Here is a 13,402-nt window from a genome sequence, read left to right as displayed (position 1 = left end):
CTCATAAGAGGACCTATAATCGCAGGCAATTATAGGCCATTAGCCTAATGGACCTTAAGGTACTATTATACCAACTAACGGTGTTTTTTTCATTATTCCAGTTTTCACTTGAATCAATTGCTATACTAATAGTCTGTCACAGAAACTTTATCACATTTCCAGGTTCAAATAAAAGGTCGCAGATGAAAAATATAATAGCCCCCTGCTTAAACGTATAATTATTAACACAACGACCTCCCTTTGCCGAAGTAGCAAAGGGAGGTTATAGTCGGTGGGGCTGGATAGATAATGAACAGTTTATAGGCAAATGGTATTTGGTGCAGGGCTTGTCGGACTAATGTTTTACATCAATTTTAGAGGCAACAGTTTAGTCCTTCATATCCTGTGAAAGTATCTCCGGATACAATTCTTCATGTCGTTTCAGCCAAGTATTGGCGTAAGAACACGTCGCCGAAGCTTTCAGACCGTTTTTCTTTAAATACTCGGCTACTACAGCCATCATTTTACCAGCCAGGCCCTGTCCTCTCATATTTGGATTCACATAAGTATGATCAATATTTAATTCTCCGTCTTCCTTCCGAACAAAAGTAGTTTCGCACAGTAGTTCACCGTTTTCATCGGCACAGTATATACGCCTATTTTCATAATTCCAATTCATATTTGTCTCCCATCCTAATTATTTTAGTAAGTTCCCTTATCATGTACCGCCCAAAGTTCTTCCCTTATTGTTACCCACAATGAATATTCCTCAAACACTTAAAAATTCCTCTTTACCAGCGTTATTGCCTTCCTTATTTTTAAGTGGTCCAAGGAACATTCACAGGCACTTTACTTCAAAATGCCAGAATCATCAGCCTCACCGCCCTAAAGCAAGAAAAAACGTGAGGGGAATTAATGATCTTCTTTCGGCTTAGATAAACCTCGCAAGGACTCTTTAGCTCTAAGTCACAACATCTGCTACTAAATTATCATAATCTTTCTTGCGAAGTAAGGTGAAAGATGTCAGCCGAAAAAAAATCCACTTGCCATAATGACAAAAAGTTTTCTTTATTTAACTATCAGCAGTCGCTTAAAACGTACTTTTTAAATCCGGGGAGGCCCCCAGCGGCAAAAACCACTGCGGACCCCTTAGTTCTTAATCCTTTTCAGACATGTTTAAAAGCATTTCCTGATAATCATCTAAAACAGCATCCAAATCTTGACTCGCAGCTAAGACTTCCGGATCTGAAAATGCTTTGCCCTCTTTTATCCTAATCATCTTCAACCGTAATTCCTCGATGCGTTTTAATAGTTCTTCTATTTCAGACTTCAATAATCCCATCCCTCCAATCGCTAAAGTGGGTGGAATAGCGAGTCTAAAAAGTAAGCCCTCGGCCAAACCGAGGACTTTATGTTATATTCTTATGATTGAGAAATACATCAAAAAATAAACACGAAGAAGAACCCCCGGGCCCTTTTCCGATATTATCTTGTTTGTTTTTTATTTGACATTAATTTCATTAGTTAACTTTAACCTCCTTTCTCAACCATTCCCTTTGAAAGGTTCTTTTCAAAGCCCCAACATCCCGGTAAAATCGGTTTAATTCTCTCTATACTTCTCTCAGGCTGCAATACTTTCTCTTTTCAGAGCTACACTATCCACTATCTCCGTAATATACCATATTCCGAGCATAAAAAAGGCCCTTCGCTATCTGAAGGGCCTTTTTTATGCAGCAATCAATAATCCATCGGACATCAAACAACTGTTTATTCAAACTCAGTTATAAGAGAAATTCATGAACTGACTTCTATAATTAAGCAGGCGATTAAAATAAACGTCAGTTTGCCGGCGAATCCAGTCAATTCACAGCCTTTGGCTGCTAAGCAATTCCGTCTTCAATCTTAGCCACGGAAAGTTTAGCGTTTATCTTTTTAGCTTCTGTTGACCTTAAGCTCGCAATATTAATCAATTGCTCCATGGTATTCCATGGGTCATCAGCACGCTCTTCATGCCGGCGTCCCCCAATCACCCCGGCAGAAACGCTAATTATGATGTCATGAACATAACTATGATTGTCTATGATGTTCGCTAGGCGATAAGCTAAACCTGTGCCGTCATCCAAGTGTGCCGGCAATAAAACCGCAAATTCATCTCCACCAAAACGGCACAGAAAAGCTTTCGAAGGAATATTTTCTTTTAACAATCTGCTCACTTCGACTAAAATGATGTCTCCAACCGTATGACCATAGGTTTTATCAATAAAGCCAAAATTGTTGATATCAAAAAAAATGATACAAATTTCCTGCTTTTTTTCCAGAAGCCGTACACCGTGATAATATATATAATCACTTCTATAAAGCCCTGTCAGCAAATCAATATGGGACCCCAGCTGTATTTTGAGCATGTTCCGAGTTAATATACCGGATAACCTGCCTTCATCTTCTACTATAAAGACATCCAGCCTGGTCTTCTCATCAAAAAGTTCTTTCGCCTGCCAAAGTGGCATTTCAGCAGGAACAATAATGGGTTCTTCTCCAATCACGTCGGCAATGATTCGATTAGGATGCGTTCTTAGCAGATCCTTGTATGTAATTATGCCAACAAGATTCCCTTCATCCATAACCGGAAAACAGCCATGGTCCATTTCCGATAATAATGATCTTGCCTTGGAGACCCCATCCAAAACATTCACCGCAAAAAATTCCTTAGAATAAATATTGGCAACTCGTTTTATATTTATCATAAGTCGATAGATTTGCTAACATGCACAGTTATATTGACATGAGCTTTGATGATTGTGCTTGCATCAACAATCTTTTCCCCCTCATCTAAAATAAAATCCCGTAGTTTTTCTTCAGGAATCATATTCATAAGAGCATTGCGTATCACCAAAGCCTCAATGATCGGATGGTCAACCTTAATAATCTTGTATTGATCCGGACTAAGAACATCAACCATCCTTTTCAAGGCTTCCGGGCCTATAGGTGCATTACGACCTACGATGACAACATCTTGCATAGGTGGCATTTCAAATTCAGTCAAATGCATTTGTATTTCTGCTTTTTTGGCTTCCTTCATAACGTTCACAAGTGAACCTCCATTTTGGTGTGATTAGTTAATCCGCCAGTCCTACGGTTAGATTTGATTGCCCCGTTCCAATAACCAATTCATTGATTAGCCCCCTCTTTGTTCGCATATACTACAATAAATTGTTGCTTAGAGTAGCAATTCTGTCGGTCTTAAAAGAGTTTTCCCAAACCCCCCGTTTTCATTGGAGGCAAATAAACAATCCTCATGAAAATTGCCTAAAAAGGCAAAAAACAACATCATTTAGCTAATTCTAACACTATAAGTCATACTTTTCAACGACGCTGTAAAACTCACGGTTTATTCGCTGACTAATCCGCTCTAAGACTCCCGCTTCGGCAAGCGGTGAGTTAAGAGCGGATTAGTCCCTGGATAAGTGCGACTAAGATTCAGATGGAGTTAAAACTCCACCTGAATCAAGTCTTCTTTATGATTATAGCAAGAATGATCTTACAGTCCTTACAAGAGGAGCTTATAAATGGAAATAATCAAACGTAGAGTAAGTACGAACTTAAAATATTACAGGAACTTAAAAGGATTAACCCAAGAGAAACTGGCTGAGAAAATTGCTGTAAGTTCAATTTATATCAGCTACCTAGAGCGTGGTTTAAAAATACCCTCTTTAACCATATTGGCAAAAATTTCAGCTGCTCTGAATATTGACCCATCTTTATTCTAATACCGGATAATAATTCTAAAAGTATGGAGATCAGGAAGCTTACGCTAATAGCATCCAGTCTGGAAAAACCAACAATTCAGTTGATAAATGAGATGATTACTGCTTTTATAAGGTTTAAAAGCTCTTAACCCAGCTCATGAAAGCTAGGTTATTTTCCTTAAACTAGCCACCAGCAAAAGTAATGAAGGTATTCCTAACTCAACAGGTAAGGAGAAAATGGGCCAAATATTGCTCAAAAAATCCACCATTTGGGGCACTGTACTAAATGAGTATAGCCCCAATAGGTTCATGATGATTACAAGAGGCAAAATAAATGGCTTATGGTCATTTGTCTTGAACAAACGGGCACTCCCAATTGCGCATATGTATGTATAAAATGAGATTTTTAAAATTACGGCAAGTAAGCTGCTTAGTACAAAGAGGGTATCAACTCTTTCCAGAATTCCTCCCAAAGTAATGAGGCGAGCCATGTGATAAAAAGGCAAATTAATCATTTTTCGTTCAACCCCAAAAACCATTGTATGGGCTGTTTCTGTGACAACTCCCAGCAAGCTGACAAGTAAAAGCATGCCAATCAACGTTTTACCAGTCTTATTCGGGCTTGTGAAATTTGGAAAAACAAATAATAGTATTACAGTTTCACCTGTATAAGCTAGGAGTGCCGGCAAGCCTAAAAGAATGTTTCTCCAGCCATCACTTAAGATTGGTAAAAGCTCTTCAAATCGATATTCAGGAAATAGCAGTGCATAGATAAGTGTAATAGAAAAAAAAATGATATAAAACAGAAAATCGGCCATACGCCCAATAACTTCAAGCCCTTTATAGACAGCATAGGTACTAGGAACACTCACAAGAATCATGATGATGGCAAAAGGAGTGCTGCCCAAAAGTGTCGTGTCGGTAAACTCACTTGCTTCACGATAAACTATGCTTGTCGTATGAATCGTCCATGCTAAAAGGATGACGGTACAAAGCAAACCAAGCCATTTGCCTAAAATGCGCTGACTATATTCAACGATGGTTTGGCTGGGAAATTTGCTGCCTAGTTTGGCGGTCAGCCAAGCCACAAGCAAAGCAAAAGGCAAAAATAGGATTGCATCCAGCCAAGCGTCCCGAGGAGCATTTTTCCCTAAAATGACCGGCAGAGTTAAAACTGCAGTGGACATTATACTATAAAACATTAGATAAAATACTTGGCGGTTGTTAATTATTTTAGCCGTTAGGTATCACCTGCTTAATTTACTTTTGAAAGGGCTAGTTGCCAATCCGCCTTTGCGAATGCTGAAATTCACTTTAATATCAGGCTGCAATGAAGCATAGATTCGAGGCCATTCACCCTCAATACTGTCCCAATAGTTTCTGTCGGCAATTTCTAGTTTTCTTCCGATCCCCAAAATATCCGCTTGAGTTGATTGCGTACGGTGAAAAATATCGGTAAGCTGCTCCTGAAGATCTTGAGCCAAAGAATTCTTAATATCGGAGTAGTCAGCTGCAATCTGATCGTCGCCGGACGACTCGCTGACATCGGCTTTTACATCAACGGTTATAGTAATTTCAGGATGTTCTCGAACAGACACCAGAATCTTTGATTTTACGCTTAATAATTCAAGGCCTATGACCTTGCCTTGAGTTTCCAACGAATATTGCCCGCCTTTGAATTTATTCATCATGAGCATTAAGGGCATGGTGTCTGAGGAGCTCAGCGTGTCTACTAAGCGATCGTTATGATAGATAACTAAACCGCTGCTCTGCAAAATTGCCTCTTCGCCTGAAGCTCTGCCTTTGGTAACACTAACCATAGGAGCCCAAGCATCCTCTCCTGGAGTAAGCATCGCTAAACTAAAATCTCTTAAGTCAGTTATTGCTATTTGCGGGGCAACTTCTTGGCCTTCGTACAGCAAATTGGAAATTTCAGTAGACACATCTTGCTCAAAAATGTTCGGGCATTTAATAATGGCACTCGCGTTAGATTTGGCGACAACAATTAGACAACTCATACGAACCTGAGTAGACCTGATGAGATAATCCATAACCTCATCAAGCTTTTGAGCGCCAACCTCTCGGCCCAGAACAATAACTTCAGTATGCGTAAGATATACCTTACGGGGAAAGGAAAAACTAAGATTATGGACCGCTTCGGTTATTGTCGTTCCTTCACTGGTAAGCGTTATATTCTGAGAGTTACCGCTATTATTATTGACAACTTTTCCAGGCTGAATGACACTTGCCGTGATCTGATAGATTTGTTTATTTTCTCTGGACACACTGTCAATTCCCAGCGCTGTGACAATCGCAAGAGTTTGCGTCTCTTGATTGTTCCAACATCCACTGAGGGGGATGATAAGAAAAACCGACAGAAGTAAGACTACACATCGATAACACATCATCATTCCACACTTTTGAAGCCATTTAATGTTCGGATTTCGGTGGCTCTCCTTTATTATTGTTAGCTTGTCTAACTTGATTATGCTTAGCTAATTGCATTGGCCGCTTCGATAAAAGCCAGTGTGGCGCGCGAATAAAAGAATCTTTTAGGTCGGAGAAGGCCGTAGGCGCCAGTGGCGCAAGATAAGGAATCCCAAAAGATCGAATTGAAGCCAAATGGGCCAATATAACAATGAGAGATACGACAATACCCATCAAGCCAAAAAAAGTAGCGGCCAGCATAAGTACAAATCTGGTAAGGCGAATGCTATTAGCTCCTGCAATTGTTGGAATCGTTAAGTTAGCAATTGCCGTTGAAGCAACAACCATTACTGTAACAGGTGATACCAATCCGGCTTTAATTGCCGCATCACCGATAACCAGAGCACCAACAATACTCACTGCAGATCCCACTTGCCGCGGAAGACGAACCCCTGCTTCTCGGATCATTTCAAAAATAAATTCCAGCATAAAGACTTCCAGGGCAAGTGGCAGCGGCAGCTCTTCTCTAGTCCGGGCAAAAGAAATTAACAATTTAGTCGGAAGAATATCCTGGTGAAAGCTTCCGACAGCAATGTAAAAAGCAGGTAGGATCAATGATATATTAAGAGTTATATACCGCAGCAAACGGATGAACGATGTATAAACAAAACGCTCATAATAGTCTTCCGCAGATTGGATCAGATAAGGAAAGGTTACGGGGACGATCAGAACGTAAGGAGTGTTATCAACCAAGATGGCTCCTCTGCCGCTGAGTAAAGCCTCCGCTACACGATCAGGGCGCTCAGTGGGCATTATCTGCGGAAACAAGGAAGCTGGGGTATCTTCTATAAACTCCTCAAGGTATCCCGATTCAAGAATACCATCGATAATAATTCTTTGCAGGCGCCGCTTAATTTCTTCAACTATGCCTAAATCTACAATACCTTCAATATAGGCTACAGAAACTGAAGTTTCTGTCAACTCACCAACGGTTAACTGCTGAAACTTCAGCTTTGGTGATTTAATCCTGCGACGTATCAAATTTGTATTTGTACGAATGTCTTCAACAAAACCATCACGTGGGCCGCGAATCACCGATTCGCTGGGGGCTTCTTCAATTGAGCGCCCACTCGGACCTTTGAGTGTAACACAAGCTATACCCTCTGATTTTGCTGTCAGAACAACAACTTTGCCGCCGGCGATTTCCTTAGCCGCCAGGTTTAAATCATTAAATTTTTCTACTTTACCCATAGACAATATAGTTTGCATGACATCTTCAGGCTTCAATTGACCTGCTTTCTGGCGAAGCTGAACCGCTTTCGACATCATATGGCTCAAAGAGTCTCTATCAACCATACTATCCAAATAGAGAAAGCAACAATCTAATTTTCCCGGGTCATCTATTTCCAGATACTGAACGGAAAAATCACTGTCATTAGTGAAGAGCTGCTGAATATAGGCTAGATCCGCCGCCAGATTTCCGGTCGGGGTCAGTTGAGAACTATTTTCTTCGCTGCAATGCCTCAACTGTGAGTCAGGCTGAAAATACCTAAGGGTTTGGCGCATGAACGTTACCCAGAAAGACAAGTGCAGGCACTTCCTCTATAATTTAAGATTTTCTTTAGGGTTCCCTTGTTTAGAAAAGGAATTCATTACCTTTACAATATTTTTATTAAAGATACATCTGCTCTCCTGGCAAAGAGATTTCAGCTTATTTTTAGAAATGTCTCAAAGTCTAACGGCCCTAAAAACCCCATTAAAATTGCAATTTAAAGCTCTTTTATATGTTTGTCCGCACAAAGAGACTAGATTGTACATAACTTATAGTGATAAATGATCCGAAAACTTTTTGAAAGGAAGAATTAATTTGACAAATGTCTATAAATGTCATTGCCCCCATCAATGGTGTCAAACATCAACATTCGTCCCGAATTGGGTTCTAACAATGCCTGCTCCGTCTCCCCCGCCAAACATTCAGCCTGTAACTCCTAATCCGGTTTTCCCTAATACTGCAACTTTGCCGACATGTACTCCTTTACAATTAATCCAAACAAGCCCAACTACGGCATTAGTAACGGTGTCTATCCCCGCCGAAGCGGTGTTTACCCTGCCGACAAAAGCTCTGGAAATTAAAATGATTAGGAAAAACCTCAAGTTAACCCAGTGCCGCTTCTTTAACTATTCTCCCCCAATAATTTGCAAACCCCAAGACACACCTAAATTGTTTCTAGGAGGTTTTGTACGCAAGGACATTCAATATTCCGAAGCTACCCGGCAAACCGCCACTACGATAGAAGGAGTTATCAAAGATTTTGTTATTGATGTGCCTTGGGCTTGTGTTGTTGACCTCGGTAACACCCTTATAATCCCCCCGACCTTCTTTAATCAACAGCATGAATATGAGTTTTTCAGCAGCACATCACTGCCCTCCGGATTCTCGACCAAAGATAAATTGATGTCTGGCGATCTTTCCGAGCTTAATGTAGTAAGCACTGAATTTTTTAACCCTTTACCAACTTGCACACTGGTCTACAGCCAAATTAACGCGATGGATGACGCGCTTGACCGCGTAGCAATGTCAAATACCCTTATCGGAGAAGGCCAATTCAGCAGAGTTCAGGAAAAAATGGTTATTTTAATTCAACTGCAGTTGAACATCCCCGCTGCAATTGATACGGGAACCATTTGCTGTCAACGATAGATAGATATAAGGAGCAAAAGAACCGAGGCTTTCCAGCTCGGTTCTTTTGCTGCCAAAACAGTCGTTTTAGTTGTTATTTGAAGTTTGAGAAAATCAAAGGCTAGCTCACATCACTCTTAAACTTCATTTTTTGCCTCAGCTTGTTCACAAAGAATCTTTAATCAAGCATAATTATGAAATTGCCGGGTTTTCCACAAATAGGGCTGTAAAATGAAGCCCAACATTTTTAAGAGATTGAAATTCTGACTGGTAATCAGAGAGTTAACCAATTCTGAGTCACATAATCTAACCAGGACATCTAATTTATGGTTATCCAACTGTTCCATGGCACGTCGAACGGCAAGAGAATATCTATAACTCTGCTTTAGAGGCTTTAGCGATTCGTTATAATTACCAAGTCCACATAAATCGTCGGCAACGAAAATGCCTGATAATATTGAGGCAAGTTGACCGAAACCAAAGGCAGGCATCATTGCTCCAACACAGTTGCCGGCAAAAAAAGTATTGCCAATGCGAGGGTTCCGACAAGTTCCAAACATATAGCGTGTTACCTCAAAATTGTCTGTTATGCGCAATTCTTGATGCAAATCTTTACACACTCTTCGATAGAATTTTTGCCATAGGGTTTCAAGATCATACCTCTGATTGTGAGGGTAATCCGGATACCCCAAAGTAATGGTGGCTTCTTTCTCCGAAAAAGGAAGTAAGTAGCCATAGCCTTGGGGCGCAAAATTATTATTAAGCCAGATTCCCACATGACGTTTGTCAAAGCTTCCTTCTATCGTTGCTCCTTTAAGCGTCACTGTAAGATCTTGCTGAAAGTCTTGAATTTTAGCCGTATAAGCGGCATCACCTGTTGCCAGCACAACATGAGTGAAATCCTGTAATAAAGTTTCGTAGGGAATCTGAGAGTTAAAGTTTATCTCCGATTTAACTTGTCTGGATAATTGACATTCCAGTGAATCATGGTCTCTTCCCCTTATATTTAAAAAACCTAAATGGCCATGTAACGTGGCCTTGTTAGTCTCTGAAAGTAGGGTTATTTTTTTTATATTGCTAACCGGATGCAAATTAATACCGTGTTTTTCAGCTAAATAAGCATAGCAGTCGTTAATAGGTCTGTTTAAAGCAGGTAAGAATGCTTCTCCGTTAACAAAACGATCACCAACCCGGCTTCTTTTTTCAAAAAGAATTGGCTTTATACCATACTTCTCTAAAGTAATTGCACACGCTAAGCCAGATAAGCCTGCTCCCATTATTGCGATTTCCAAATAATGTTCCCCCCATATTGAATAGAATTATGCAAAAGGACCCTAGATAAAGTATCTGCAGCACAATCATAAAATATGAGCTTGCCGCAATCAGCCTAAACCCTCATACCTCAACTTAATATTGATGGATTTAACCTGAATTGATTAACTCTACTCCTGATGTGTACAAATAAACCTGCCTCTAAAGAAGCAGGTTCAGGTTTAAAGTGTTTGTTTTTTGTCTAGGTGCTTATCGCACCTTTATTTACAATTCTTTGTTCCAATTTAGTATTAACCAAAGAATAGACCACAGGTATAACTATAAACGTCAGGAAAGTGGCTGTTAAAAGCCCAAACATGATAGTCACAGACATCGGCCCAAACAAGGTGCTTTTAGATAGGGCAAGGGGGATAAGTCCTGTGATAGTTGCGGTGGAACTTAAAATAATAGGTCTGAAGCGCTGACTTACGGCGTGCATACAAGCTTCATCAATTGAAAGCCCCTCCTCTCTGCCGCCGTTTATATATTCGATAAGCAATATGGCATTTCTTATGACAACTCCAATAAGGCTTATGATTCCCATTACAGCCGTTAGGGATAAAGGCATTCTAAACACCATAAGCCCTATAACTACACCCATTAAAGACAAAGGAAGAGAACACATAATGATTAAAGGTTGGACAAAAGACTTAAATTGGATAAACAAAAGTACATAAATGATGAGTATCGTCAGTACCCCTGCTAAGGCAAGGCTGGTAAAGTTTTTTTGTATCTGATTTTTTTCACCGTCGTATAGAACACTTACCCCATTTAAATCCAAGTTATTAATTTGTTCATTAAGGGTATTCTCTATATCAACTGAGTTATACCCGGTTTTTACATCACTGTACACTGTTACGGTTTTTTCCTTATTGTAATGCTTAACCTGATCCAGTTCTGAACTGAGATTAATGGATGCAACTTCAGACAAGAGTACCTTATTGTCCGTAACGCTTGATTTAATTTGCAGATTTTTAAGATCATTTACGGAAGAAATATTCGTTTTAACTAAAATATCATAGTCACTGCCGTTTTTTCGGTAGACAGAACTGCTGGAACCGTTGAGGGCGATATTTATCTGTTTAAGGATATCGGATTTCAGCAAACCGTGCAGTGAGGCTTTCGTATCATCAATATTTATTTCATACTCATAAGATTTTTTAGCGGCATCATCTCTGACATTTAAAGTTCCGGGGATATTGATTAATTTTGCCTGAATTTTTTCTGAAGCACTATATAGTTTAGCTAAATCGTCTCCGGTAAGTCTCAGGCGAATAGGTGCCCCGATAGGCTGAGCCTGCTCTAACTGCTTAACTGTTGCGGTACCTTCACTAATTTGACTGTCCAGCAGGCTTTGGATATGTTCGGCAAGTTCTTGTCTTGTTTTGAACTGTTTCGTTTTATTAAGGTCTACTCTCACCATGATTTGCGCCGTATCTTTTGAACCTGCAACTGACGCTAAAGTAATGTAGAATTTAGGCAGTCCCCCTCCGATAGCCGAGGTGTACCCTGTCACATCTTTTTCTTCTTTGAGAACACCTTCAACTTGTTTGACTAAATTAGCCGTATTGTCAATATCCTCAATTTTTTCATTGGCAATATCTATATATAATATATTTTTATCAGCATAAGGAAAAAACTGCATCCCAAGAGTTTTCATTAGCCCAACTGCAGCCAGGAATATTCCCAAAGCTGCTACAACAATAGTTATTTTATGCTTGAGTCCGTAGGTTAAAAGATTCCTGAACATTTTGCGGACTATACTTTCTTTATCAAAATTTTTACTTTTCCTGAAAAACAGTGACGACATGGCAGGCGTTACAAATAACGCTGAAATGTAGGAACAGGTAACACAGATCATCACAACTTGAGGCAAGGTTCTTAAGAATTCTCCAACAGCCCCAGGGATCGTGAGAAGGGGAGCGAAAGCACCGACAATAATTAACGTGGAAGTAAACACAGGAATAAAGAGCTTTTTAATCCCTCGAAACGCTGCTTCATTGCCGGACAGCCCTTTATCTATCCCAACCTGAATAACATCTCCTATGACAATGGCATCATCCACGAGTATGCCAAGAGCTATGATAAGAGCTGTAGTTGACATCTGCTGCACTTTAATCCCCAGAACGTACATAACCAAAAAGGACATAGAAATGGATATTGGAATAACCGCAGACACCACCATGGCATTTCTCAGACTCATGCCAATAAGTACGGTGACAATAACCAGAATTATTCCTTCCCTAAGATTTTTCATGAAGAAGGACACCGAATCACTGACGTCTTTAGGCTGGAAGGTTACTTCATCAATAGTCAAATCATCCGGCAGCTGCTTCTTCAGGTCAGCTAACTTTTTTTGAACATCATTGCCAATAAGTACTATGTTTTTATTATCTTGAAAGTATCCTGCAAGCAGTACTGCATTATCTCCGTTATCGGTAAATTTGAGGTTGGAATCATCATCATAATCCATATATACTTTTGCTATATCTTTGATTCTTACGGTTTCTCCGGTCGTAGTTGAAACCCCGATAATCGTATTTTCTATATCCTGAAGGGACGTAAAGGTTCCCGGTGTTTCAACCTTTATTTTGCCTGTTTTTAAGTTCAAAGATCCTGAAGGAATATTGATGTTCTGAGCTTTAAGTACATTGCACACGTCTTCCAGAGAAACACCGTATTTATTAATTTCAGCCCAATCAACCTCGACTTTTACCTGCTTATCTTGCTTCCCTTTGACATCAAAGCGGGAAATGCCCTCAACTTTACTTAACTCTTTTTTGATGTCGTCCGCATAATTTCCCAATTGCTCATAAGAATAGTTCTTACCGGAAATACTTAAAATCATCCCGGCAGTCTCTGTCAGATCCGTATCGATAGTGCTGTCTTGACATCCATCCGGAAGATCTGATTTCAAATCGTTTATTTTATCCCTTAAATCCCTCCACGCTTTATCTTTATCGGTATCATTGCTCAAATAAACAATAACAATTGAAGCAATGTTTTTGGAATAGGATTCAACATAATCATAACCATTTATTTCTTCAACTTTGTCTTCAATCTTTTTGGTGACAAGTGTTTCGATGTCACTGGCAGAAGCTCCGGGGTATATTGTCGTAATCATGGCCGCCGGCGAAGAAACATCCGGGCTTTCTTGCTTGGGGATTACATAGTAACTGTAAAATCCGCCAATTATAGCGATAACTACTAAAAACAGCACTACTTTTTTGTTTTCTATGGCTGTCTTAATTAGGCCCAT

Annotated in this window: 11 protein-coding genes; 2 read left to right on the top strand and 9 right to left on the bottom strand. The window is 39.8% G+C overall.

The features are described from left to right. Positions 1-367 precede the first annotated feature (367 nt). The 4 genes from REC12_RS05030 to REC12_RS05015 all read right to left on the bottom strand — a co-directional run bounded on the left by REC12_RS05030 (position 368) and on the right by REC12_RS05015 (position 3,058). A complete protein-coding gene (locus REC12_RS05030; RefSeq protein ID WP_308892719.1) occupies positions 368-658 on the bottom strand; it encodes a GNAT family N-acetyltransferase in 291 nt (96 codons plus the stop codon). 477 nt (positions 659-1,135) lie between these two features. Continuing rightward, positions 1,136-1,312 carry a Spo0E family sporulation regulatory protein-aspartic acid phosphatase gene (locus tag REC12_RS05025; RefSeq protein ID WP_308892718.1) on the bottom strand — a complete coding sequence of 59 codons (177 nt, stop codon included), beginning with the start codon at positions 1,310-1,312 and terminating at the stop codon, positions 1,136-1,138. A gap of 547 nt (positions 1,313-1,859) precedes the next feature. Further along, positions 1,860-2,723 carry a diguanylate cyclase gene (locus REC12_RS05020; protein WP_308892717.1) on the bottom strand — a complete coding sequence of 288 codons (864 nt, stop codon included), beginning with the start codon at positions 2,721-2,723 and terminating at the stop codon, positions 1,860-1,862. Further along, entirely contained in the window at positions 2,720-3,058 is a 339-nt protein-coding gene (locus tag REC12_RS05015; protein WP_308892748.1) for a hypothetical protein, read from the bottom strand. The genes REC12_RS05020 and REC12_RS05015 overlap by 4 nt, the downstream gene beginning before the upstream one ends. 487 nt (positions 3,059-3,545) lie before the next feature. Between REC12_RS05015 and REC12_RS05010 the strand changes: the two genes are divergently transcribed. Then, entirely contained in the window at positions 3,546-3,746 is a 201-nt protein-coding gene (locus tag REC12_RS05010; protein ID WP_308892716.1) for a helix-turn-helix domain-containing protein, read from the top strand. A gap of 143 nt (positions 3,747-3,889) precedes the next feature. On the opposite strand, the gene REC12_RS05005 is transcribed toward REC12_RS05010, so the two are convergent. The 3 genes from REC12_RS05005 to REC12_RS04995 are packed head-to-tail and all read right to left on the bottom strand — an operon-like array spanning position 3,890 to position 7,739. Further along, positions 3,890-4,954: a GerAB/ArcD/ProY family transporter gene (locus REC12_RS05005; RefSeq protein ID WP_308892747.1), complete on the bottom strand. Its 1,065-nt coding sequence runs from the start codon at positions 4,952-4,954 to the stop codon at positions 3,890-3,892. Between the two features lie 18 nt (positions 4,955-4,972). Beyond that, the gene (locus REC12_RS05000) at positions 4,973-6,136 is read right to left on the bottom strand and encodes a Ger(x)C family spore germination protein (RefSeq protein ID WP_308892715.1); all 1,164 of its coding nucleotides are present in this window, start codon (positions 6,134-6,136) and stop codon (positions 4,973-4,975) included. 19 nt (positions 6,137-6,155) lie between these two features. Then, a complete protein-coding gene (locus tag REC12_RS04995; RefSeq protein WP_308892714.1) occupies positions 6,156-7,739 on the bottom strand; it encodes a spore germination protein in 1,584 nt (527 codons plus the stop codon). Between the two features lie 280 nt (positions 7,740-8,019). Here REC12_RS04995 and REC12_RS04990 point away from each other — a divergent pair, with 280 nt between their 5' ends. After that, positions 8,020-8,853: a CsxC family protein gene (locus REC12_RS04990; RefSeq protein WP_308892713.1), complete on the top strand. Its 834-nt coding sequence runs from the start codon at positions 8,020-8,022 to the stop codon at positions 8,851-8,853. Between the two features lie 161 nt (positions 8,854-9,014). Here the strand turns inward: REC12_RS04990 and REC12_RS04985 are convergent, their stop codons facing one another. Beyond that, positions 9,015-10,124, bottom strand: coding sequence for an NAD(P)-binding protein (locus REC12_RS04985; protein WP_308892712.1), 1,110 nt, complete (start codon positions 10,122-10,124; stop codon positions 9,015-9,017). 221 nt (positions 10,125-10,345) lie between these two features. After that, entirely contained in the window at positions 10,346-13,402 is a 3,057-nt protein-coding gene (locus REC12_RS04980; protein ID WP_308892711.1) for an efflux RND transporter permease subunit, read from the bottom strand.

The sequence above is a fragment of the Candidatus Desulfosporosinus nitrosoreducens genome (genome assembly GCF_030954495.1).
Lineage (GTDB): Bacteria > Bacillota > Desulfitobacteriia > Desulfitobacteriales > Desulfitobacteriaceae > Desulfosporosinus > Desulfosporosinus nitrosoreducens.
Note: the sequence above shows the minus strand (reverse complement) of the source record. Positions and strands in the feature narration are given on the sequence as shown.

Coding starts and splice junctions, on each gene's coding strand:
- REC12_RS05015 (WP_308892748.1), bottom strand. CDS start 3,058: ATGAAGGAAGCCAAAAAAGCAGAAATACAAATGCATTTGACTGAATTT.
- REC12_RS05000 (WP_308892715.1), bottom strand. CDS start 6,136: ATGATGATGTGTTATCGATGTGTAGTCTTACTTCTGTCGGTTTTTCTT.
- REC12_RS04980 (WP_308892711.1), bottom strand. CDS start 13,402: ATGGGCCTAATTAAGACAGCCATAGAAAACAAAAAAGTAGTGCTGTTT.
- REC12_RS05030 (WP_308892719.1), bottom strand. CDS start 658: ATGAATTGGAATTATGAAAATAGGCGTATATACTGTGCCGATGAAAAC.
- REC12_RS05020 (WP_308892717.1), bottom strand. CDS start 2,723: ATGATAAATATAAAACGAGTTGCCAATATTTATTCTAAGGAATTTTTT.
- REC12_RS05010 (WP_308892716.1), top strand. CDS start 3,546: ATGGAAATAATCAAACGTAGAGTAAGTACGAACTTAAAATATTACAGG.